Origin of the sequence: Marinobacter sp. M1C (assembly GCF_023314135.1) — a bacterium.
Classification (GTDB): Bacteria; Pseudomonadota; Gammaproteobacteria; order Pseudomonadales; family Oleiphilaceae; genus Marinobacter.
Genome location: NZ_CP092289.1, coordinates 1,665,268 through 1,689,035, shown reverse-complemented (window position 1 = coordinate 1,689,035; position 23,768 = coordinate 1,665,268). Strand labels below are relative to the sequence as shown.

Annotated in this window: 22 protein-coding genes; 8 read left to right on the top strand and 14 right to left on the bottom strand. The window is 55.3% G+C overall.

Features of this window, described 5'->3' with window-relative positions; genetic code table 11:
* Positions 1-9 precede the first annotated feature (9 nt).
* The 11 genes from MIH19_RS08045 to MIH19_RS07995 all read right to left on the bottom strand — a co-directional run bounded on the left by MIH19_RS08045 (position 10) and on the right by MIH19_RS07995 (position 13,382).
* Positions 10-1,113 (bottom strand): tRNA pseudouridine(13) synthase TruD, encoded by a 1,104-nt coding sequence (locus MIH19_RS08045; protein ID WP_249008366.1) that lies wholly within the window; start codon positions 1,111-1,113, stop codon positions 10-12.
* Positions 1,110-1,589, bottom strand: a complete 480-nt coding sequence (gene ispF, locus MIH19_RS08040) for a 2-C-methyl-D-erythritol 2,4-cyclodiphosphate synthase (protein WP_249008365.1) — start codon at positions 1,587-1,589, stop codon at positions 1,110-1,112. The genes MIH19_RS08045 and ispF overlap by 4 nt, the downstream gene beginning before the upstream one ends.
* Before the next feature lie 24 nt (positions 1,590-1,613).
* Positions 1,614-2,315, bottom strand: a complete 702-nt coding sequence (gene ispD / locus MIH19_RS08035; RefSeq protein ID WP_249008364.1) for a 2-C-methyl-D-erythritol 4-phosphate cytidylyltransferase — start codon at positions 2,313-2,315, stop codon at positions 1,614-1,616.
* 38 nt (positions 2,316-2,353) lie between these two features.
* Complete coding sequence (locus MIH19_RS08030; protein WP_098417991.1) at positions 2,354-2,662, bottom strand: septum formation initiator family protein; 309 nt, start codon at positions 2,660-2,662, stop codon at positions 2,354-2,356.
* Between the two features lie 208 nt (positions 2,663-2,870).
* Positions 2,871-4,166: a phosphopyruvate hydratase gene (gene eno, locus MIH19_RS08025; protein ID WP_249008363.1), complete on the bottom strand. Its 1,296-nt coding sequence runs from the start codon at positions 4,164-4,166 to the stop codon at positions 2,871-2,873.
* Between the two features lie 118 nt (positions 4,167-4,284).
* Positions 4,285-5,130 (bottom strand): 3-deoxy-8-phosphooctulonate synthase, encoded by an 846-nt coding sequence (gene kdsA / locus MIH19_RS08020; RefSeq protein ID WP_249008362.1) that lies wholly within the window; start codon positions 5,128-5,130, stop codon positions 4,285-4,287.
* Between the two features lie 3 nt (positions 5,131-5,133).
* Positions 5,134-6,762, bottom strand: a complete 1,629-nt coding sequence (locus tag MIH19_RS08015; protein WP_249008361.1) for a CTP synthase — start codon at positions 6,760-6,762, stop codon at positions 5,134-5,136.
* Positions 6,763-6,849: 87 nt separating this feature from the next.
* Entirely contained in the window at positions 6,850-8,232 is a 1,383-nt protein-coding gene (tilS, locus tag MIH19_RS08010; RefSeq protein WP_249008360.1) for a tRNA lysidine(34) synthetase TilS, read from the bottom strand.
* A complete protein-coding gene (gene accA, locus MIH19_RS08005) occupies positions 8,216-9,169 on the bottom strand; it encodes an acetyl-CoA carboxylase carboxyl transferase subunit alpha (RefSeq protein ID WP_249008359.1) in 954 nt (317 codons plus the stop codon). Before accA ends, tilS begins: the two co-directional genes overlap by 17 nt.
* Positions 9,170-9,351: 182 nt before the next feature.
* Positions 9,352-12,837, bottom strand: a complete 3,486-nt coding sequence (dnaE, locus tag MIH19_RS08000) for a DNA polymerase III subunit alpha (protein WP_249008358.1) — start codon at positions 12,835-12,837, stop codon at positions 9,352-9,354.
* A 68-nt stretch (positions 12,838-12,905) separates the two neighbouring features.
* Positions 12,906-13,382, bottom strand: coding sequence for a TlpA disulfide reductase family protein (locus MIH19_RS07995; protein ID WP_249008357.1), 477 nt, complete (start codon positions 13,380-13,382; stop codon positions 12,906-12,908).
* An 88-nt stretch (positions 13,383-13,470) separates the two neighbouring features.
* Here MIH19_RS07995 and arsC point away from each other — a divergent pair, with 88 nt between their 5' ends.
* Genes arsC through MIH19_RS07975 form a run of 4 tightly spaced genes read left to right on the top strand, consistent with a single transcriptional unit; the run spans position 13,471 to position 16,765 of the window.
* Positions 13,471-13,824 carry an arsenate reductase (glutaredoxin) gene (gene arsC, locus MIH19_RS07990; RefSeq protein WP_249008356.1) on the top strand — a complete coding sequence of 118 codons (354 nt, stop codon included), beginning with the start codon at positions 13,471-13,473 and terminating at the stop codon, positions 13,822-13,824.
* 37 nt (positions 13,825-13,861) lie between these two features.
* Positions 13,862-14,467, top strand: a complete 606-nt coding sequence (gene wrbA, locus MIH19_RS07985) for an NAD(P)H:quinone oxidoreductase (RefSeq protein ID WP_249008355.1) — start codon at positions 13,862-13,864, stop codon at positions 14,465-14,467.
* A gap of 43 nt (positions 14,468-14,510) precedes the next feature.
* A complete protein-coding gene (locus MIH19_RS07980; protein WP_249008354.1) occupies positions 14,511-14,870 on the top strand; it encodes a DUF2069 domain-containing protein in 360 nt (119 codons plus the stop codon).
* A gap of 56 nt (positions 14,871-14,926) precedes the next feature.
* A complete protein-coding gene (locus MIH19_RS07975) occupies positions 14,927-16,765 on the top strand; it encodes a GspE/PulE family protein (RefSeq protein WP_249008353.1) in 1,839 nt (612 codons plus the stop codon).
* A gap of 64 nt (positions 16,766-16,829) precedes the next feature.
* Here the strand turns inward: MIH19_RS07975 and MIH19_RS07970 are convergent, their stop codons facing one another.
* Genes MIH19_RS07970 through smrA form a run of 3 tightly spaced genes read right to left on the bottom strand, consistent with a single transcriptional unit; the run spans position 16,830 to position 18,789 of the window.
* Positions 16,830-17,951 (bottom strand): DUF3080 domain-containing protein, encoded by a 1,122-nt coding sequence (locus MIH19_RS07970; protein WP_249008352.1) that lies wholly within the window; start codon positions 17,949-17,951, stop codon positions 16,830-16,832.
* Between the two features lie 5 nt (positions 17,952-17,956).
* Positions 17,957-18,163, bottom strand: coding sequence for a hypothetical protein (locus tag MIH19_RS07965; protein ID WP_249008351.1), 207 nt, complete (start codon positions 18,161-18,163; stop codon positions 17,957-17,959).
* 41 nt (positions 18,164-18,204) lie between these two features.
* The gene (gene smrA, locus MIH19_RS07960; RefSeq protein ID WP_249008350.1) at positions 18,205-18,789 is read right to left on the bottom strand and encodes a DNA endonuclease SmrA; all 585 of its coding nucleotides are present in this window, start codon (positions 18,787-18,789) and stop codon (positions 18,205-18,207) included.
* Between the two features lie 128 nt (positions 18,790-18,917).
* On the opposite strand from smrA, the gene MIH19_RS07955 reads away from it, so the two are divergent.
* The 4 genes from MIH19_RS07955 (at position 18,918) to MIH19_RS07940 (ending at position 23,767) form a co-directional block, all read left to right on the top strand.
* Complete coding sequence (locus tag MIH19_RS07955; protein WP_249008349.1) at positions 18,918-20,834, top strand: putative nucleotidyltransferase substrate binding domain-containing protein; 1,917 nt, start codon at positions 18,918-18,920, stop codon at positions 20,832-20,834.
* Between the two features lie 15 nt (positions 20,835-20,849).
* Positions 20,850-21,548: a 3'-5' exonuclease gene (locus tag MIH19_RS07950; RefSeq protein ID WP_249008348.1), complete on the top strand. Its 699-nt coding sequence runs from the start codon at positions 20,850-20,852 to the stop codon at positions 21,546-21,548.
* Positions 21,549-21,731: 183 nt separating this feature from the next.
* A complete protein-coding gene (locus MIH19_RS07945) occupies positions 21,732-21,995 on the top strand; it encodes a DUF4212 domain-containing protein (RefSeq protein WP_249008347.1) in 264 nt (87 codons plus the stop codon).
* 5 nt (positions 21,996-22,000) lie between these two features.
* Positions 22,001-23,767, top strand: a complete 1,767-nt coding sequence (locus tag MIH19_RS07940) for a sodium:solute symporter family protein (RefSeq protein WP_249008346.1) — start codon at positions 22,001-22,003, stop codon at positions 23,765-23,767.
* Position 23,768: the final 1 nt, after the last annotated feature.

Genomic DNA, 23,768 nt, shown 5'->3' with positions numbered 1-23,768 from the left:
ATAAATTTGTTATTCGTTAAGCCGACTCAGGGCAATATCCTGCAACGCAAAAACGTCTGCCAGCAGCGTTGTTGCATACTGGCCAGCGCCCAGCGTAAATTCGATTGCCAGCGTAGCGCTGTCTTGCCATTCCCATTTCAGGTTTTGCGGCACCAGCTGCAGGGGCCGGCGCTCCGGCTGCATGCGCGTGCTGGCAAAGAGCGCGACTAACTGCGGATTGGCGTCCACCGCCGTGCGCTCCAACTGCTCCTGCTCACCGGTCGCGCGGGTCCCACCATCGCCCCACAACGGGCCCGTGACTCTCTGCTCGTCCGGCTCGCCTGCCATAGGCTGGCACCAGCTTCCATTGTTGACGCGCGCGGCCAGCACTTCATTAAACAGCCACGATCGGGCAGCGGAAAAATACAATACATTTTTCGAATCCTGACTGCTACGGCCGCCACGACCCCGGCCTTTGCCACGGCCTTTTGCGGGGCGATTCAACGAGCGCGGATTCAACAACAACGCATTGTCCAGGTTGGCACCGTTATGGCCAAAGCGCTGAGGACCAAAATAATTAGGCGCGCCGGACTGTGCCAAACGCTCCAATGCCTGATCGATAGCGGCTTTCTCCCCAGCCACATTGCGCAAAATAATACGAAAGCCATTACCGCTGTGATCACCGCGGCGCAACTTGCTCGCGCTGCGACAACTGTCTGTTACTGGCCAGTACTCGCTGACGCTGGCGATAAAATCTGCATCGCTGTCATTCTGGCCCGGGCGATAAAGGCTGAACCACTGCCATGTCACGGCATGGCGATCTTTGAGCCCGCAAAAGCTCACATCAAAGGGGCGTAAGGCGGCCATCGTTGCCAGTTCACGGGCGACATATTCGGTATTGTCGCCGGTTTTTTGCAACCGCAAGCATAGGTGTTCGCCGGCGTTGCCGCTGCCGTTTTCGCCCTGAATGCTGGCCTTGTCCAGAACTTCACTCACCTGGAAGTCGTCTGGACTGTGTTTAAAATCGGCACTGGCCACGCATTTACCTTCAGATGACGGCCATTGCAAACGCCAGTTATGGTTTTGCGCAGGTTCTGGGGTGGCGTTTTGAGTGCTGGTTTGAGTATCGTTCATGAGTTTTGCGCTTGCAGCAGGCAAACCGCCTGGCAGGCAATGCCCTCCCCGCGGCCGGTGAAGCCCAGCTGCTCGCTGGTGGTGGCTTTCACACTGACCTGACCGGCGGTAATGTTCAGGTCTTCTGCAATATTCACACGCATGGCGTTGACGTGAGGCGCCATTTTGGGTGCCTGGGCGATGATGGTGGCATCTACATTCACCACGCTGTAATTCAGTTCCTGAACCCGCTGCATGACGCGACGCAACAGCTCACGACTATCGGCACCGGCCCAGTCGGCGCTGGTGTCCGGGAACAGGTGGCCAATATCACCCAGCGCAAGAGCGCCAAGCAGCGCATCCGCCAACGCGTGCAGCAGCACGTCACCGTCCGAATGAGCCTTTAAACCACGACTATAAGGAATACTGACACCCCCCAGAATAATCCTGTTGCCTTCACAAAAAGCGTGAACATCAAAGCCCTGACCAATTCGCATACTAATTCCGTTCAAATGACCAGATTACAACTGGCCAAGAATGAAGCCGGCCAGCGCCAAATCCGCAGGCACGGTGATTTTGATATTGTCCGGCCGCCCTTCCACCAACAGCGGCCTGTGGCCGGCCTGCTCCATCGCCGAGGCCTCGTCGGTTAGTGCAAAACCCTGATCTAGCGCCCTTTGTAAGGCGTCACGCAACAGACCGTAGCGAAACACTTGCGGGGTTAGCGCGCGCCACAGATGGCGGCGATCAACAGTTGATGTAACCGTATCCGGCGCCTGGGGGCTTGCCACTTTGAGGGTGTCAGTGACCGGTGAAGCCAGCAGGCCACCCACGCTGTGGGCACCCACTTTTTCTAACAGCCGTTTAAGATCGTCAGACGCCACGCAGGGGCGAGCCGCGTCATGTACCAACACCCAGTCGTCATTTTTGGCCTTTGGCACCAATGCCTGCAACGCATTGAGTACCGAATTGGAACGTTCGTTACCGCCGGCGCAAGTTGCAATTCGGCTGTCAGAGCTTGCGTTCGTGCCGGCCCACCAAATGTCGGTGGGGCTTAACGTCACTATACACCCTGCCGCCGGCACCGCAGTCAGCAAACGCCGCAGGGTTATATCCAATATGTATTCACCATCAACACGCAAGTACTGTTTTGGGCACTCAGCCGCCATGCGCTGACCAACACCTGCAGCGGGAATAATCAGCCAAAGAGAAGCTTCAGGCATGAGCCGAGACGCCGTGGTTGTGGAGCAGAAAGCAGCGGTTATTGGTCGACCACCAAAAAGAAGGTTTCATCATTGCGTATCAATCCCAGATTGATTCGCGCACGCTCCTCCACCGCACCCTGTTCATTGCGCAGGTTACGTACTTCAGCGTATAACCGCTCATTGCGAGTCGCCAGCGTGTCATTGCCCTGTTGCTGCTCTGCGATGGCCTGTTCCAGCGCCCAAACTTGGGCAAAACTGCCCTCACCGATCCACAAGCGTACCTGCAGTAACAAAACCAGCACAATAATGAAGGCCCAAATAAGTTTGATGGGCGAAAAAAAAGCGCTTGAAGACGGCTCGGCCATAACAGTTTCCGCGTTGCCAGTGGGCGTTGATTGTACGGTTGGCATCCAGTGCTTATAAAACACTCAACAGCGATAGTATAGACCTTTATAAAGCGGAATAACAAATGCCGCTAACTAACTGTTAAAAAAGGCCATAGCGCCTGGATTTTCAGCTTGGCACCATGACCTTTGCATTTCCACGACCAGTAAAAGGGCCGACCTGAACGAGTTAGCGCTGGCCTTTGATCTCACGCAAACCGTTGTAGGCCGCCTTTTCGCCCAGCGTTTCTTCAATGCGCAGTAGCTGATTGTACTTGGCTACACGGTCAGAACGGCATAAAGAGCCAGTCTTGATTTGGCCGGCGCAGGTGGCAACTGCCAGATCCGCGATGGTGGTGTCTTCGGTTTCACCCGAACGGTGCGAGATCACCGCGGTAAATCCTGCGTCCTGGGCCATCTTGATGGCGTCCAGGGTTTCGCTCAGACTGCCAATCTGATTGAACTTGATCAGAATGGAGTTGGCCACGCCAGTGTCGATACCGCGCTTAAGGATTTTAGTGTTGGTGACGAACAAGTCATCGCCCACCAGCTGTACCTTGTCGCCAATTTTGTCGGTCAGTATTTTCCAGCCGTCCCAGTCGCTTTCGTCCATGCCGTCTTCAATCGACACTATCGGGTAGCGCTCAGCCAAGCCCGCCAGGTAATCGGCAAAGCCGGCAGAGTCAAAGCTCTTGCCTTCGCCAGCCAGCACATACTGGCCGTTTTTGTAAAATTCAGAGGCAGCGCAATCCAGAGCCAAGGTAATGTCGGTGCCCAACTTGTAACCGGCTTTTTCTACCGCTTCCTGAATCATTGCCAATGCAGCTTCGTTAGACGGCAGGTTGGGGGCAAACCCACCCTCGTCACCCACTGCGGTGCTCAAGCCCTGGGCCTGCAGCACTTTTTTCAGGCTGTGGAAAATCTCGGCGCCAATGCGCAGAGCGTCGGCGAAACTCTTGGCGGCCACAGGCTGCACCATGAATTCCTGTATGTCGACGTTATTGTCAGCGTGCTCGCCGCCATTAAGAATGTTCATCATTGGCACCGGCATGCTGTACTTGCCAGAGGTGCCGTTGATATCCGCAATATGCTCGTACAAAGGCTTGCCCAATGACGCCGCGGCCGCTTTTGCGGCGGCCAGTGACACCGCAAGAATGGCATTGGCGCCCAGATTGGCTTTGTTCTCGGTGCCGTCCAACTCCAGCATGGTGTTGTCCAGACCACGCTGGTCGGCGGCGTCTTTGCCCATCAGAGCATCGCGGATTTTGCCGTTAATGGCTGAAACGGCCTTGAGCACGCCTTTACCCAGGTAACGGGAGGCATCGCCGTCACGCAGTTCCAACGCTTCGCGGGAGCCTGTGGACGCGCCAGACGGTGCGCAAGCACGGCCAAGAGTGCCATCTTTAAGAATAACGTCTGCTTCAACGGTGGGGTTACCGCGGGAATCCAGAACTTCGCGGGCTTTGATGTTGGCAATTGTGGTCATTCTAAAAAATCTCCGAGTTTTTAAATAGAATCAGGTGCAAGAGAGAGCGGGGAACGGATTTGCGAAAAACGCTTTCCGCTCTCTCCCGTTGTTCGTAGTCATACTGAAACACCGCCAATCAAGCGGTGTCGATAGGTTTGAAGCTCTTTACCAGATCGTCGACGGCTTTCACCCTTTCCAGAAACGGCTCCAGCTGACTCAGTCGAAGTGCACAGGGGCCGTCGCACATCGCTTCGTCCGGATTTGGGTGGGCTTCCAGGAAAAGACCGGCCAGGCCCTGGGATACACCCGCCAGCGCCAATTCGGTCACTTGGGCCCGGCGTCCACCGGCAGAATCAGCGCGACCGCCTGGCATTTGCAGCGAATGGGTTACGTCGAACATTACCGGCACGTTCATGGCTTTCATAATGCCGAAGCCAAGCATGTCCACCACCAGGTTGTTGTAACCAAAGCTGCTACCGCGCTCGCACAGGATTATCCGGTCGTTGCCGGCTTCCTCGAACTTGGCGATGATGTGCTTCATCTCTTGCGGTGCCAGAAACTGGGCTTTCTTGATATTGATGACCGCGCCGGTTTTTGCCATGGCCACCACCAAATCGGTCTGGCGGCTCAAGAACGCGGGCAGCTGAATAATGTCGCACACCTCCGCTGCGGGCGCGGCCTGGGCGGCTTCGTGCACATCGGAAATAATCGGCACACCGAATCTGGCTTTAATATCCGCCAGTATCTGCAGGCCTTTGTCTAGTCCCGGCCCGCGGAACGAGTTTACCGAAGAGCGGTTGGCCTTATCGAAAGAGGCCTTGAACACGTAGGGTATACCCAGTTTACGGCACACCTCTACGTAGGTTTCAGCAACCTCGAACGCCAACTCACGGGACTCCAGCACGTTCATGCCCGCAAACAGCACGAACGGCCTGTGATTGGCAATGTCGATATCAGCAACGGTAACGGTGCTTTGTGCCATGAATCAGTGCTCCTTTCGATGTGCCAGGGCGGCTTCCACAAAACCCTTGAACAACGGATGGCCATCGCGAGGTGTAGAAGTGAATTCCGGGTGGAACTGACACGCCACAAACCAGGGATGGTCTTCCACTTCTACCACTTCCACCAGCTTGCCATCGGTAGAACGGCCAGACACTTTTAAGCCGGCTTCTTCAAGGCGCGGCAAAAAGTGGTTGTTCACTTCATAGCGGTGACGGTGACGTTCGCGAATGGTTTTGCGGCCGTAACAGTTGGCAATATTGGAACCCTCGACCAGAACGCAATCCTGGCCCCCAAGGCGCATGGTGCCGCCAAGGTCGGAGTTATCGGTACGTTCTTCGCGCTCACCGCTGGCATCCAGCCATTCAGTGATCAGACCAACGACCGGTTCGGGACTGTGGGGACGGAACTCGGTGCTGTGAGCGTCTGTCAGACCGGCCATGTTGCGGGCGTATTCAATCACCGCTACTTGCATACCCAGACAGATACCCAGGTAAGGTACCTTGTTCTCGCGGGCGTACTGTACGGTGCGAATTTTGCCTTCCACGCCGCGCTCGCCAAAACCGCCAGGCACTAAAATAGCATCAACATTTTCCAACACGCCGGTGCCGTCACGCTCGATGTCTTCCGAGTCGATGTAGTTAATATTAACCTTGGTGCGGGTTTTGATTCCGGCGTGGAGCAGGGATTCAATCAGCGATTTGTAGGCTTCCAACAGTTCCATGTATTTGCCAACCATGGCAATGGTCACTTCGTGCTGCGGATTCATCAGGGATTCAACCACGTTATCCCATTCGCTCAGGTCGGCTTCACGGGCCTTCAGGTTGAAACGCTCGATCACCAGCTGGTCCAGGCCATGGTCGTGCAACATACGCGGGATGACATAAATCGACTTGGCATCGCGCAGAGGAATAACCGCACGCTCTTCAACGTTGGTGAACAGAGCGATTTTGCGTCGCGAACTGGCATCCACTTCGTGATCGGAGCGGCACAGCAGAATATCTGGCTGCAGGCCGATGGAGCGCATTTCCTTCACCGAGTGTTGGGTCGGTTTGGTTTTGATTTCGCCGGCCGTAGCAATGTAGGGCACCAGGGTAAGGTGCATAAACAAAGCGCGGCTGGAACCTACTTCCACTTTCAGTTGCCGACAGGCTTCCAAAAACGGCAAAGATTCGATGTCGCCTACGGTGCCGCCCACTTCCACCAGCGCAACGTCGACGCCTGCGGCGCCTTCAATGACACGGCGTTTAATTTCATCGGTGATGTGGGGAATAACCTGCACGGTGCCACCAAGATAATCGCCCCGGCGTTCTTTACGAATCACTTCTTCGTAGACGCGGCCGGCAGTGAAGTTGTTCCGGCGGGTCATCGGGGTGCGAATAAAGCGCTCGTAGTGGCCAAGATCCAAGTCAGTTTCGGCGCCGTCGTCGGTGACAAACACTTCACCGTGCTGGAACGGGCTCATTGTTCCCGGGTCTACGTTAATGTACGGGTCCAGCTTGAGGATGGTTACCTTCAGGCCGCGTGCCTCGAGGATCGCGGCCAGTGAGGCCGATGCGATTCCTTTCCCAAGTGAGGACACAACACCGCCGGTGACGAAAATATAACGCGTCATGCAGATTCCATGATTATCAGGTTCTGTGGAGAGGGGAGATTGTCATCTCAAGATGGGAGATCAGACTACCAGAAAGCCCCAACCTGCTCAATCACAATCCCGCCCCACAATCAGCCGCCAGCCACTTGAAGGAGCGCTTCCACTGTATTTTTCCGAACACCATAACGAGCCCACCGCAATTAACTCCTCGGCAGCGCCGCAGCCCGCAAAAACCAAGGGCAAACGGGCTCTTTCCCAAGGTGGCACGGCCTGCTCCTGCAGCCATTTTTTCACGACTTTTGCCGGTCCTTCAGGGTAAAGGCGGATGCGTTCGCCGCCCTGCCTCGTAGATACCCGTATTGGCGGCGGCCCGATTTTCTGTCCGTTGCCTTGATTGGGGTCGTTACTTTGCCAGGCCAGCGCCAATGTCCACTCGCCCCAGCGCAGCGTCTGCTGCGGTAACACCGACTGCGAGCCTGCCGGCAAGGGGTTTTGCGAAGCCACAAGATACAGTTTGTGCTGAAAGCGTCGAACGCTGTAGCCCTGCCCCAACAGTTCCGGCTCACGATCCGCAGCAGCATCTATTAACCCTGCCAGAGTCCGCTGCCAGTCTGCGGACACAGGCGCAGGTAAGCCGCAAGACTGGCACCACCAGCGCAGCAGGTTGCCCTGCTCGAGGGGCGACAGTTCAGCAAACGCACGCAGATCCAGCGAATAAGGCTGGCTGTGCTGGTAGACCCCATCGCAGGCATGCCACTGAAGCTGCGCCAGCTTTTGGTTTAGCGCATGACTGTCGGCACAGCCGCGGGCTGATGCCTCTACACGCCGTATGAAGGATGGCCAGCGGGTTTTTAGCAGTGGAATCACGCTATTGCGCAGGTAATTGCGATCAAAACGTTGGTCGCTGTTGCTGGGGTCTTCTATCCACGGCAGGCCGGCGCTATTGGCCCAAGCTTCCAGCTGCCCACGGGAAAACTCAAGCAGCGGTCGCGCCAGAGCACCAGCACCCAGGGCACGGGTGAAGGGCATCCCTGCCAGACCCGCCACACCACTGCCGCGAAAAAGACGGAACAACACGGTTTCCAGTTGATCGTCGCCGTGATGGGCCAATAATAACAGCTCACCGACACGCAGTTGTTGTTCAAACACGTCGTAGCGGGCTGCGCGCGCAGCCTGCTCCAGGCCCCCGGCGCCCTTTTTTTTGACGGGCACCGTTACCGCAACAACCCGCAGAGGCACGCTCAGGCGCGCGCAGGTATCGCGACAAAAGGTTTCCACGTCTGCAGCGTTAGGCTGTAACTGGTGGTTGATGTGAAGCGCAGATAAGGCAATAGAGGCCGGCGTAATCGCCGCGAACAGATGCAACAATAAAGAAGAATCGAGACCGCCACTAAAGGCAATGCACAGGCGGTCATGGTGGGGAAGCTGCCTGGCCAGATCGCGCAACGGCGATGGCCAAGCCGGAGCATTACCGCTAGCGCCCGCTGTCATAGCGGGTCAAGCGCTCGTAGCGCCTTGCAACCAGTTCGTCCAGAGGCAAGCGGGTCAACTCGGCCAAGCCTTCTGTTAACGTCGCCTTAAGCGAGTTGGCCATATCCTGGGGTTTGCGGTGAGCGCCACCCAGGGGTTCTTTGATCACGTTATCGGCCAGGCCCAGGTCTTTCAGACGATCTGCCGTCACGCCCATGGCTGCGGCGGCTTCCGATGCGTAGTCTGCGCTTTTCCACAAAATGGAGGCACACCCTTCCGGAGAAATAACCGCGTAGGTGGAGTACTGCAGCATGTTCAGCTTATCGCACACGCCAATAGCCAGTGCACCACCTGAACCGCCCTCGCCGATAACGGTGGAGATTATGGGCGTTTTCAAACGCGACATAACCGCCAGGTTGAACGCAATGGCTTCACTCTGTCCGCGTTCTTCCGCACCAATACCGGGATAAGCGCCCGGCGTGTCGATAAAGGTCAGAATAGGCATTTTGAAACGCTCGGCCATTTCCATTAGCCGTAAGGCTTTACGATAGCCTTCAGGTCTTGGCATACCAAAGTTACGCTTCACTTTCTCGCGTACTTCACGGCCTTTCTGATGGCCAAGCACCATAACCGGCCTGTCATTAATGCGGGCCGTGCCACCCACCATAGAATAGTCGTCGGCATAACGCCGGTCACCGTGCAGCTGATCGAAATCGTCAAACAACATTTCGATGTAATCGAGCGTATAAGGTCTGCGCGGGTGCCGAGCCAAGCGCGTAACGTCCCACGGTTTAAGGTCAGAGAAAATACTCTCCGTCAGGCTAACGCTCTTTTTCTTGAGCCGGGCGATCTCATCAGTAATGTTGATGTCGGTGTTGTTGCCCACCATCCGCAGCTCTTCGATTTTGGCTTCCAGATCGGCAATGGGCTGTTCGAAATCGAGATAATTAGGGTTCATGATGTTCCATCATTTGAATTCGCGGCAGCCAAAGCTACCAGACCAGAATTTGTGCCCAAGATAACAGCGCAGTCGCCGAGCCTAAAGCGGACATTGGCTGGACTGCACCTACCTGACAAAATGGTAATCTTTACGATGCTACGCCCGCCTCGGCCAACGTAGCTAAAAAATAAGTATTGCCTTTAATCATAGACCAGTTCCACGCTGCGGTCGCCCACCAGGTATTTCAGCTCAAGCAGCAGGCTATCATTGGGCTCCACCCGCCAGGATGGACCCAGCTCAATACGAGTACTGGCGGCCGGACTGGTGTACTCAATCCACACCGGGCTGCCTTCGCAGCGATGCGGTGCCAGCAATTTTTCCAGTGAGTCCAGCAGGCCGTTGCCAAGCTGATTTTCATTCAGCTTCAGCTGCAAACCGCGACTAAATTGCTGGCGGGCGCTGGCGACGTCCATCACCGAGTTGACCCGCATCTTCATCTGCCCAGAATAGTCATCGTGGCTGACCTGGCCATCCACTACAATGACTTGATCTGACTGCAACAGCTCGCGGTTTTCAAAAAACGCTTCGGAAAAAAGCGTCGCTTCGATGCGCCCACTGCGATCATCCAGGGTAATAAAGCACATGGTGGAACCGGTGCGCGTTTTCATGGTGCGCTGTGCAACCACCAGTCCAGCTACCCGCTGCGGCGATTTGTTCGGCTTTAGATCAGCGATAGAAGAGCGCACGAAGCGCCGAACTTCGCGCTCGTATTCATCAAACGGATGCCCGGTCAGATAGAGCCCAAGCGTGTTTTTTTCACCTTTAAGTCGTTGTTTTTCAGACCACTCACGAATGTCCGCAACATCGATATAGGCGTCTATGTCAGCGGCAGCTTCCAAGGCATCGCCAAACATGTCCACCATGCCGGCTGCTTCGTTACGCGACTGCTGACCCGCTTGTAATACGGCTTTTCCGATGCTGGCCATCAGCTGGGCTCGGCCGGCGCCTAATGTGTCCATAGCGCCAGCGCGAATCATCGCTTCTAGCGCGCGTTTGTTCACTTTCTTCAGGTCGACCCGGCGACAAAAGTCGAACAGGTCAATGAACGGCCCGTCTTTTTTTCGCGCCGTAACAATGCTATCAATGGGCCCCTCACCCAAGCCTTTGATAGCACCCAAGCCATACACCACCTGTCCATCGTCGTTAGCGGTGAAGGCGTATTCCGAGGTACTTACATCCGGCAGCACCAACTCCAGTTTCAGGCTACGGCATTCTTCCACCAGCGTAACCACCTTGTCGGTGTTCTGCATATCGGCGGTGAGCACGGCGGCCATAAATTCGGCGGTGTAGTGAGTCTTTAGCCAGAGGGTCTGGTAGGACACCAAAGCATAAGCGGCGGAGTGGGATTTGTTAAAACCGTAACCGGCAAATTTTTCCACTAGGTCGAAGATATTTTCTGCCAAGGTTTTATCAATATTATTGCCTGCACAACCATCCAGAAAAAACTGCTTCTGCTTCGCCATTTCTTCGGGTTTTTTCTTACCCATGGCGCGGCGCAGCATGTCCGCGTTACCCAGACTGTAACCCCCCATCACCTGGGCGATCTGCATCACCTGTTCCTGGTACAGGATAACGCCGTAGGTGGGCTCCAATACCGGCTTCAGACCTTCATACTGATAATCCGGGTGCGGGAAAGACATTGGCTGCTTGCCGTGCTTTCGGTCAATAAAGTCGTCTACCATGCCCGACTGCAACGGGCCTGGGCGGAACAGCGCCACCAGGGCGATCATGTCTTCCAGGGAATCCGGCTGCAGGCGCCGGATCAGGTCCTTCATGCCTCGGGATTCCAGCTGGAACACGGCGGTGGTTTCGGCCTTTTTCAGCATCACGAACGAGGCTGGGTCGTCCAGCGGAATCTCGCTGATGTCCACCGGCTTCAACCCGCGCTTTTCCCGCCGCGGATTGATCATTTTCAGCGCCCAATCGATGATGGTCAGCGTTCGCAGGCCGAGAAAGTCGAACTTCACCAGACCGGCGTCTTCCACATCGTTTTTGTCGAACTGGGTTACCAAGCTGCCGCCGTCGTCATCGCAATACAGCGGCGAAAAGTCAGTGATCTTGGTGGGCGCAATCACCACCCCGCCAGCGTGTTTGCCAGCGTTACGGCACACGCCTTCAAGCTTGACCGCCATTTCCCAGATTTCCTGGGCTTCTTCGTCTTGCGCCAGAAATTCCTTAAGTGACGGTTCCTGCTCTACGGCCTTGGCCAGGGTCATACCCACTTCAAACGGGATCATTTTGGACAGTTTGTCCGCCAGCCCGTAAGACTTGCCCTGCACCCTCGCTACATCACGCACCACGGCTTTGGCGGCCATGGTGCCAAACGTAATGATCTGCGATACCGCTTCACGACCGTATTTTTCGGCCACATAGGCGATGACTCGATCGCGGCCTTCCATACAGAAGTCGACGTCGAAGTCGGGCATGGAGACCCGCTCGGGGTTCAAAAAGCGCTCGAACAGCAGATCGTATTGCAGCGGGTCCAGGTCCGTAATCAACTGAGCGTAGGCCACCAGGGAACCGGCACCGGAACCACGGCCAGGCCCTACCGGCACGCCGTTGTTCTTTGCCCACTTGATAAAGTCCATCACGATCAGAAAGTAGCCGGGGAAACCCATCTGGATGATGATATCCAGTTCAAATTTCAGCCGGTCGTAATAAGCCTGGCGCTTGCTGTCGTAATCCGGATCGTCTTTGGGCAGAGTTTTGGCCAGACGATCTTCCAACCCTTCTTCCGACACCTGGCGAAAGTAGTCGTCCATGGTCATGCCTTCAGGCACCGGATAGTTGGGCAGAAAGTATTCGCCCATGCGCACAGTGACCGAGCAGCGGCGGGCGATGGCCAGGGTGTTTTCCACGGCTTCGGGAATGTCGGCAAAAAGCTCGATCATTTCTTCAGCGCTGCGCAGGTGCTGTTGGTCACTAAAGCGGCGGTCGCGGCGCGGATCGTCCAGAGTGCGGCTTTCGCCAATGCATACCCGCGCTTCGTGGGCCTCAAAGTCTTCCGCATAAATAAAGTGGACATCGTTGGTGGCCACCACCGGCAAGCCCAATTCAGCCGCCAGCGCCACATTCAGGTGCAAGCAATCTTCATCACCTGCACGGCCAGTACGCTGAAGCTCCAAATAAAAACTGTCGGGGTACAGTTCGCGCCAATAGCAGGCCCGTTCACGGGCCAGCTTGGGCTTATCTGACAACATGGCCTTGGCGACATCACCCATTTTGCCACCCGAAAGCATAATCAGGCCCTGGCTGCGGGCTTTCAGCCATTCGCGCTTAATGATGGGCTTGCCAAAACGCTGACCTTCGGTATAACCCAGTGAAACAATCTCGGTCAGATTCAAGTAACCGTCGTTATTACTGGCCAGCAGGGTTGTGCGAAATGGGCTCTCTGGCTCGTCCGGGTTTTCAAGCCACAAATCGGCACCAATAATGGGCTTGACCCCGGCGCCAAGCGCGGCTTTGTAAAATCGCACCAGTGAAAACATGTTGGACTGTTCGGTGAGCCCGACAGCAGGCATACCCAGCTCCACTACCCGCTTGATCAACGGCTTTACCCGTACCAGACCATCCACCAAGGAGTGTTCAGAGTGAACGCGAAGATGTACAAAGGTCTGGGCAGTCATTGCAGATAATCCTGATTAAAACGAGAATACGGATAGCACAAATACAGTTGACCGCCATCAGCGGCCATTCACAGACCGATGGCGGCGCGAATACTGGCCTGGGTCTGTTCGCCAAACAGCACCTGCTGTAACTCGCCCTTTGGATTTATAACCAGCGTAGCCGGCAACGCAATAGGCGTTTGCCAGTCAAACTGCGGGCCTGGGTCTTGGTTCAGCAGATCAAAGCCGATGCCCATGCGCTCACCCAACTGGCTCAGTTCGGCATCGCTGATGCCATCAAAGTTAACGCCTAGCACGGTGATCGCCGGGTTCTGATTCAAGGCATTCAGTTCGGGAATTTCCTTCAGGCAGGGCTTACACCACTCGGCCCAGTAATTCACCAGTACCCATTGCCCGCGCAGATCGCTCCAAACCAGTGGCGCGCCTTCATTGCGCTCCAGCTCAATCTTGCTACAACCCGCCAGCGCAACCATCGCGGCAAACAAACATCCAATAGTCGCCAGGCGGCGGGTATTAAGGGCAAAACCGGTCACAGGGTATTGCAAGCAAAGTCCTCCTGTTAAGCTCCACGCCTGCGAATTCATATTCGCACGCCACGCATCTACTATTATGCACCTACAATCAGGCAAGAAGATGACAGAACCCACCCGAATTTTCCACAATCCCCGCTGTTCAAAATCCCGCCAGGCTTTGGATCTATTAACGGGCCACGGCATTCACCCTCACATTATACGTTATCTGGATACGCCGCCGACAGCGCCAGAGTTGGACATCATTTTGCAACAGCTTGCGCTGGAGCCACGGCAATTGATGCGGCGTAAAGAGCCAGAATACAAAAAACTGGACCTGGACAACGCCGACCTCAGCCGGCAGCAGTTGGTTGCGGCAATGGTGGCGAACCCGCGCCTGATTGAACGCCCTATTGTGCAGGCAAATGGCAAAGCGGTCATCGGCCGACCTCCGGAAAACGTACTGACTGTTTTGTAAATGAATTTTACCAAGCTGACATTTTGAGGATTGTGCCATGACCGCACCGGCTCCCTACGTACTGATTTTGTATTACAGCCGCACCGGCCAAACCGCCGACATGGCCAATCGCATTGCCCGCGGCGTTGCCCGGGTGACCGGTATGCAGGCGCGAATTCGCAGCGTGCCGCCGGTGGCACCAGAAACCACCAGCGCAGTGCCGCCGGTGCCCGATGAAGGCGCACCCTATGTTAGCAAAGACGATTTGGCTGACTGCTCTGGCTTGGCCATTGGCAGCCCTACCCGCTTCGGCAATATGGCCGCACCATTAAAGTATTTTTTGGATACTACCGGTGATTTGTGGCTTGCCGGCGCCTTGGCTGGCAAACCCGCCGGAGCATTTACGTCAACTGGCAGCCTTCATGGCGGGCAAGAAACTACATTACTGTCGATGATGCTGCCACTGCTCCACCATGGCATGGTGCTGTGCGGTTTGCCCTACAGCGAGCCGGCTTTGGGTGCCACCACGACCGGCGGCACACCTTATGGCCCTAGTCATTTCGCCGGCACCGGCGAACAACTGCCACTGAGCGAACACGAACAGATTCTTTGTCAAGCGTTTGGCGAGCGCCTGGCTCGTCTGGCACTGAAGCTGGCCGACTAATCCGCTATCGCGGAATCATCTTAAACAATTGCGGATTTCTAACATGTTGCGTAACCCGAAAGCACTCATAACGGCACGTATTACTCTGGCGCTCTACTTGGCCACGATGATTACCCTGGTGGTGACTACTTTTTTCCCGGGGCCAGACGAAGGCGTCTCCATCACCATGATACTGGCGGTGAAACTGTTGCCTTTAGTGGGTTTTATTGTGCCGGTGTATCGCGGAAACAGTCGCGCTTATATCTGGCTGTCCTTCGTTATCATTTTCTATTTCACTCAAGGCGTGGTGTCAGCCTGGCTCAGTGAGGGCGCCATCGGGCCGGTTATTACAACGGTGCTAACCTTCTTTCTGTTTACTGTGGCGATGATTCATCTTAAGGTAAATCGGCCCGAAACGGCCTGAGTGTTACTGACACAACACGTTTTTCCCTTCCGATGACTGCAACGGACGCCCAGCTTATGGCTTCAGTGCCTCCCCGCGACAAACGCCCGCCGGCCCAAGTACATCAGGCTAGAGTGCAGCAGGCGCCGGCGAGAGCGACGCTGACCCTGCGGGATATTTGCACGGCTTTGGTCAGCAGCGGTGACATTCTGCAAACCGACGCCGAACGTGTGTTGTCGGCTAACCTTGGCAGGGCCGGGGGCGAAACAGCACCGCGCCATCCACTGGAAGTGGTCGCCATTGCCGCTCTGGTCAGCCAGCGTTCCGGACAAACTCTGAATTTGGAGCGGTTGACTCAATGGCTGGCGGATTGGGCCGGGCAGGATTACTACCATATTGACCCGTTGAAAATTGACACCGTAGCCATAGCGCGGGTGATGTCCTTCGCCTTCGCCCAGCGCCACAGTATTTTGGCAGTAGAAATTCATAATGACGAGGTGTTGATCGCCAGCGCCGAACCCTTTCGTTCGGAGTGGGAACAGAACCTGCGTCAGGCCGTGCACAAAGAGCTAAAACGGGTGGTCGTCAACCCCGAGGACTTACGCCGTTATACCCAGGAGTTCTATCAGCTTGCCACTTCAGTAGACAAAGCCAGCGGCGGCCAGACTAAGGGGCCACTGGCGGGCCACCAGAACTTCGAGCAGCTGCTGGACCTGGGAACCAGCGACAAGCCCGAAGCCAATGATCAACACGTGGTGAAAATTGTCGACTGGCTGTTGCAATACGCCTTTGACCAGCGCGCGTCTGATATTCACATTGAACCGCGCCGCGGCATTACCCGGGTGCGCTTTCGCATTGATGGCGTGTTGCATTCGGTATACGAATTTCCTGGCCACGTAGGCACAGCCGTTACCAGTCGCCTGAAGATACTGGGCAGGCTGAACGTAGCCGAAAAACGCCGACCTCAGGACGGGCGCATAAAAACCCGCAAGCCGGACAATCAAGAAGTAGAACTGCGCCTGGCCACGCTGCCCACCGCCTTTGGCGAAAAAATGGTGCTACGGATTTTTGACCCGGACGTACTGCTAAAGTCCTACGAACAGCTGGGTTTCAGCCGTGAAGACCGCGAACACTGGAACGGCATCACCGGCCGACCCCACGGTATTGTGTTAGTCACCGGCCCTACTGGCTCGGGTAAAACCACCACCCTGTATTCCACGCTCAAACAGCTTGCCACACCAGAGCTGAACGTATGCACCATTGAAGACCCCATTGAAATGGTGGAGCCGGCGTTTAACCAAATGCAAGTGCAGACCAATATCGACCTGACCTTCGCCGCAGGCGTTCGGGCACTGCTGCGGCAAGACCCTGACATCATTATGATTGGCGAAATTCGCGATCTGGAAACCGCAGAAATGGCGGTACAGGCCGCGCTGACGGGCCATCTGGTCCTAAGTACCTTACACACCAACGATGCTCCCAGCGCCATCACCCGACTGATGGAACTGGGCATTCCCCCATACCTGATTCGGGCGACCGTGCTTGGTATTATGGCTCAACGCCTGACCCGGAACCTCTGCCCGCACTGCAAAGTGGCCTGCGAGCCCGATGAACATGCCTGGAAAACCCTGACCGAGCCTTGGCGCGCACCTCTGCCAAAAGAATTCTATCAGCCGGCAGGATGCCTGGAATGCCGCCAGACCGGCTACATTGGCCGTTCGGGCGTTTATGAGATACTGGAGTTGTCCAGCGCCATGGTGCGACAAATCACTGAGGGCTGTGAACTGGAGCAGCTGCGCGCCGACGCTTACAAAAGCGGAATGAAGTCATTGCGCCTGAGTGGCGCGCAAAAGGTCGCCGCCGGGCTGACCAGCGTTGAAGAAATTCTGCGGGTAACGCCTGAAAGCCAGCGTTAGATGTTTTTTTAAGCGCGTTCTACGAAGTGATGTTTGTTAAGTACTGTTCGTTAATCAACACGCGCTACGCACCCGGGCGCAGGCCGCACTGTTCCAAAAGCTGCTGCCAGCCGCGGGTGTGGTCGGCCACGGCCTGATCCAGATCACCCCACACGTTTGCACGTTCAGCATCAGCACTCTCAACATGAACATTCCCAACACCGGGCTCGACGGGCAAAGCGCGCGCCTGCCAGCGCTGAAAACTCTGTGGCATCACGGCGGTTTGAATCTGCGCCAGTTGCGCCAACGGCTCCAGCAGCTCGATGCGGGCACGGTGCAGATCCGCCAGATACGGTTGCACCTTACCAATATAAATACTGAAAAACATACCCTGCACGATGGTGGACTGATTGTTGGGCTTACCATTTAAGCACAGGGGGCGCTGCGCCAACCGGCGTTCAATCACCTCCGTGCCGTCATTCAGTCGCGCCGCCACCAACAGGGCACTGTTGATTAACTGGCCGGCGCGATACTCGGCCTGCCAACGCTGTTGCACGGCCCCGGCAAAGTCCAGATTCTGCTCCAATTCGCCATTAAGAAGACCCCGCGCCGCACGCTCTAACTGGACGGCTTCACGGGCAAGGTCCGACAGCGGACTCTTGGCAATCACCGGATAAAATCCCTTGCTGGTGGTAAACAGGCTTTCGACTTCCTCGACACCCCAAGTTGCGTTCCAAAGCGCAATGGGCAGGTTCTCGCGCTTACTACTTATGGCTTGTCGCAACGTGTCCTGCAGCTCTTCATCCCCATCATCGATGCTGCTCTGCAGGCATCTTTCAGCGCTGGCAATAAAACGCAGTTCGTACCTCAAACGGTTCAGGGGCTGCATAACTTTGCCCATGATGGAATTTTTTTCACCGACAACAAATTGTAGGTCACAACCGTAGAGCGACAGAAAGTCCAACATTCCGAGTTCCAGCTCTGGCATGTCCAGAACCCGTTCACGGCGGCGCGGCAAAATAGGGGCTGGGGCCGGTTCGCTGAACTGCGGGTCGGTTTCCAACACACGGCCCAGGCGCTCAACGTATTCGTCCATCATGGGTCGCGCTTCACCAAACGGGTTGCAGGCAGTTAGAAAGATTGCCGCAAACACCACCGAAAAAACGCTAACAGAACGTTTATCAAATACTTCAGAGGTCTGGGTCATTGTCATTACTTAATAACTTTTTCGCCATCTTTATTAACCCAAATAGGGCGATCGCCATTACCCATTTTGCCGTTGGTGTCCCAGATTTCCCGATTTTCGGTGGTTCTTTCCAACGCACCGTTATCTTCCCAGATAACACGATCTTTGCAGCCTGCTAAGGCGGTCAGCGCAACAATGATCAACGCGGTCTTTTTTGTCAGCAGACAGGTCATAAACTTCTCCGATTTATAGTTAATGTTGTCATTAGCGACGCCTAATCGCGCCGGCCGTGAACTTCCCTATTATTCTGTTTCTCACGATCGCTCTTGCGGATCATAACGTAAATGGCTCCGGTACTGCCGTGGTGCTTTTGCGTTGTGTGAAACGCCAGCACCGGCTCCAATTCCGGTAACCACTTAGCAAGGTAACTTTTAAGCCAGGCGATACCGTCGAGGTTGCGCTCACCTTTACCGTGCAGAATCGTTACCGTGCGTAGGTCATAGCGCATGCAGTCATTAACAAAGCCAAACACCTGGCGCCGGGCTTCGTCTACCGTCATCCCGTGCAAGTCCAGCTTGGCTTCGCTGGGGTAGTAACCGAGTCGCAGTTTGCGAAACACGCCGTTCTGAACACCGGGGCGTTTCCAGCTAAGAATGTCCTGAGCGGTCAAAGGCTCAACCATGTCCGCCGTGAGCGGATTCGTGTCTTTCAGTGGCAACGCGATGGCCGCCCGCTGGCGCTCCAGGTGGCCCGGGGTCAGCTCGCGAGGCACAACAACGTTGGCTTTGTTTGGCCGTTTTATACGTTTTACATCGCCCATTTCAGCGAGAAAACGCAGTCGATCTTCTTTGGTAGTCATGACAGTATTATCAATGGTTCCTAATGCGGCGAACTTTACCACTGCCCTGCGATGCCATAAAGCAATCCGGCGACGCCTGCACTAGACTGTAAGCACATCCACCCGTTGTCGACAGAGTGAAACCGACTATGGCAGCAGCCTCTCAAGACCAGAGTCGCCCACAAAATACCCGGGCTGTTATGGCTTTTCTGCAAAATCATCCGCCTTTCTCCAATATGGAAGAAGACCACCTAGCGCACTTTGCCGAGCATTCTACGCTACGTTTTTACGCTAATGACGAGGTGGTTTTGTCCGCGGACGACGGCGTTGCTACCCAATTTTACGTTGTAAAGCAGGGTCGGATTCGTGGCGAGAGACTCAATAGCAGAGACGATCGCACCGAAACCACTTTCGAGATTGGCCTGGGGGACTGCTTTCCCCTGGCCGCACTTGTGGGTGAACGGCCTACCCGCACGCTGCATCGGTCGGTGGGCGACACATTCTGCCTAAGCATTAAACATGAAGCTTTTGTCACCCTGTTTACCCAAAGCGATACGTTCCGTGACTTTTGCCTACGCGGCGTCAGTAGCCTTCTCGATCAGGTGAATCAACGCATACAGTCCGGCGCCATGGCGTCGATTGGTTCGAATTTTACGTTAGACTCGCCGCTGGAACGCTTTGCCCTGCGTAATCCCATTGTGTGCACACCCGACTTGCCGGTGCGCAAGGCTGTGGCGCGCATGCACGAAAACAGCGTGGGCAGTATTGTAATTACGGACGACAACCGACATCCGGTGGGCATTTTCACACTGCGCGACTTGCGCACACTGATTGCCGAAGAAAAGGCCCCCCTGAGTGCGCCGATTCGGCAGGTAATGACACCGAACCCCTGCTCATTGTTGGCAAAAGAAGATGCCTTTGCAGCCGCCATGCTGATGGCGGAGCATCACTTTGCCCACATTTGTGTAGTGGATGAAGAAAACAGATTGATTGGCGTTGTGTCAGAACGGGATCTGTTTGCGCTGCAGCGCGTTGACCTGGTCAATCTAGCCCGCACCATCGGCACCGCAACTCACCTACGCACCCTGGTCAGCCTGCGCGCGGATGTTTCGCGCCTGGTCGATTCCATGTTGGCCCACGGCGCCGATTCCGGCCAGATCGTAAAAATCATTACGACCCTGAACGATGTCACCGTGCGCCGCGTATTAGAATTGAACATCGCCAAAAACGATCCCGGCGTACCGTTCACCTGGCTGACGTTCGGCAGCGAGGGTCGCCAGGAGCAGACTCTGTTGACCGATCAGGACAACGGCATATTGTTCACCACGCCGGAAGGTATGACGGAAGATCAAGTGCGGGAGAAATTGCTGCCGTTCGCGCGCATCGTGAACGACGAGTTAGCGGAATGTGGGTTCACCCTGTGTAAGGGCAATATTATGGCCAGCAACCCGAAACTGTGTTTGAGCGGCGCCGAATGGGACGACTGGTTCGTGCGTTTTATCGATGCTTCGACACCGCAGAACCTGGTGTATTCGTCTATATTCCTCGACATGCGCGCAGTGTTTGGTCCCAGCGAACCGTTGCACGAGCTATTTCAGACCGTTCTGAAACGCATCGGCAACAACGCGCTGTTTCAGAAAATGCTGGCAGGCAACGCTTTTACCCGCAAGCCACCACTGACCATGTTCCGCAGCTTTCGCTATGTCAGCGATGGTAAAAAACCCGCGCTGGATCTGAAGCGTCAGGGCCTGGCACCCTTCGTTGAAGCCGTGCGAGTGTTTGCCCTGGCTAACGGTGTAGGGGCTGCGAATACCCTGGAGCGGATGGATGAACTGGCTCGCAAAGGCGTGTTCGACGCAAAAGATGCCAACGCCTGGAAAGAAGCCTACAGCCTGATACAGGCCATCCGTATGCGGACACATCATGAAATGCTGGAACAAAAAGAACCGCTAACCAACTACATTGATCCAGATGACCTGAACCCGCTGGACCGCCGAATACTCCGCGAATCTTTCCGCCAGGCCCAGCGCCTGCAACAGAAGCTGGAACTGGCTTACCAGCTCTAGCCCCAGGGCCTGATTATGATCGACTTTCTAAAGCAGTGGCTGGAGCGCAAAAAGCGTGGCGGTATAGACATCGCCAACCTGCCGAACCCCAAAACGATTGGTGACCAGCCTTTGATGGCTTCACGATTGATTGTGCTTGACCTGGAAACCACTGGGCTGAACCCGGCCAAAGATCAAATGATCGCCATAGGCGCCGTAGCTATCAACAACAACGCTATACCGTTAAACGATCAATTTGATCTGATATTACGCCGGCCAGAGCTAGATATCCGTAAAACCGTACTGATTCACGGTATCGGCCCCGAAGCGCTGACCGACGGCCGTGAGACCGAAGACGCTCTATTGCACCTGTTAGACTGGATGGATGGAGATCCCATTCTGGCTTATCATTCGGCGTTCGATCAGAAGTTTCTGGAAAAAACCCTGCGCGCTGTACTCGGCTATGGTGAAAATCACATCTGGCTTGATGTTGCAGAGCTGATGCCTGCGTTTTTTCCAAGCGTTAACACCCGAGGCAAAGGTTTAGACAACTGGGCTGATATCTTTGGCGTACACGCCAGTACCCGCCATCACGCCGCGGCTGACGCTATGGTCACCGCTGAGCTTACATTAATTGCTCTTAACAAAGCCGCACAACAAGGTATTCACACTCTGGCCGAGCTCAGCAACAAATTGCGCTACCAGCGCCGCCTGAGAAACATACAACGGTTTTAACAGCACCATATGCAAAGCCATGACCGATATCGAGCTGAAGCGCCTGCGCCAGTTCTCAAATTTCAACCGTAAACCCGTCAAAATCCAGAGTTTTAGACCTTTTGCCAATATCACTCGGGCTCGCATTGCACCAAAGTCAATAAGGTAATCCCGCAAACTCCACAATAACAACAGGAGTACTCTATGTCAGGTCATAGCGAAAACGCTGAGCAGTACTGGAAGGCGAACCTCCGCCTGATTTACGGAAGCCTTATTATCTGGGCTTTGGTTTCTTATGGTTTCGCGATCTTCCTGCGGCCAATGCTGTCCAGCATTTCCATCGGCGGCACGGATCTGGGTTTCTGGTTCGCTCAACAGGGCTCAATTCTCACGTTTATCGCACTGATCTTCCACTACGCGTGGCGCATGAACAGGCTCGATAAACAATTCGGCGTGGACGAGGAATAATAACAATGAGTCAATTTGCCATTAACATCCTTTTTGTAGGTGGCTCATTCGCCATCTACATCCTTATCGCCATATGGGCCAAGGCCGGAAGTACAAAAGACTTCTATGTTGCCGGCGGCGGTATTCACCCTATCACCAACGGCATGGCGATTGGCGCCGACTGGATGTCTGCTGCATCCTTTATATCCATGGCAGGTATTATCGCTGCCAGTGGCTATGCAAGCTCAGCCTACCTGATGGGTTGGACGGGTGGTTACGTTCTGCTGGCCATGCTTCTGGCGCCTTACCTGCGCAAGTTTGGCAAGTTCACGGTTCCAGAGTTTATTGGCGACCGCTTCTACAGCCGCAACGCCCGCCTGGTTGCGGTTGTGTGTCTGATTGTAGCGTCTGTCACCTATGTTATCGGCCAAATGGCCGGCGCTGGTGTAGCCTTCTCTCGCTTCCTGGAGGTTGACTCCACAACTGGCCTGATGATTGCTGCTGTGATTATTTTCATCTACTCAGTACTTGGCGGCATGAAAGGCATCACCTATACGCAGGTGGCCCAGTACGTTGTGCTGATCATTGCCTACACGATCCCTGCTGTATTTATTTCTCTGCAACTGACAGGCAACCCGATTCCAGGGCTGGGTCTGTTCTCCACTCACATCGATTCGGGCATGCCGATTCTCGATAAGCTGAACCAGGTCGTCACTGACTTAGGCTTCACAGAATACACTGCAGATCTCGACAGCCACCTGAACATGGCGCTGTTTACCCTGACGCTGATGATTGGTACCGCTGGCCTGCCCCACGTTATCGTCCGCTTCTTCACGGTTCCTAAGGTTGCAGATGCTCGCTGGTCTGCTGGCTGGGCCCTGGTGTTTATTGCGCTGCTGTACCTCACAGCGCCGGCAGTTGCGTCTATGGCTCGCCTGAACCTGATGACCACCATTTATCCCGATGGCACCGCTGCTGAGCCAATTCAGTACGACAACCGCCCGAACTGGGTCAAAGAGTGGGAAATTACAGGTCTGATCAAGTTCGTTGACAAAAACGAAGACGGGCGTATCCAGCTTTATAACGATGCCCCGTCTTTTCAGACTCAAGCTGACGCACGCGGCTGGAAAGGCAACGAACTGGACGTAAACCGTGACATCCTTGTGCTCGCCAACCCGGAAATTGCCAACCTGCCGGGTTGGGTTATCGGGCTGATAGCCGCAGGCGGTCTGGCAGCGGCGCTATCAACAGCCGCAGGCTTGCTGCTGGCGATATCTTCAGCGATCAGTCACGACCTGATCAAAGGCTCGATTAATCCGGGTATTTCGGAGAAGGGCGAGTTGAGAGCCGCCCGTATATCGATGGCCGTTGCGATTGTTGTCGCGACATATCTTGGCGCCAACCCGCCAGGATTCGCCGCACAGGTTGTTGCCCTGGCGTTTGGCATCGCAGCCGCATCTCTGTTCCCGACTCTGATGATGGGCATTTTCTCCAAGCGCGTTAACAATGTTGGCGCCATCGCGGGTATGCTGTGCGGCCTGGCGTTCACCCTGACGTACATCTTCGTGTACAAAGGATGGTTCTTCATACCAGGTACCGCCAACCTTGCTGACATTCCGGCGAACTGGGTATTTGGTATCTCGCCCTTGTCTATCGGTGCGATTGGTGCCGTCGTCAACTTTGCGGTAGCCTTCACGGTATCCAATGTGACGGATGAGCCACCCGTTGAGATTCAGGAACTGGTTGAGAGCGTTCGTTACCCACGCGGTGCCGGAAAAGCTCAGGACCACTAAG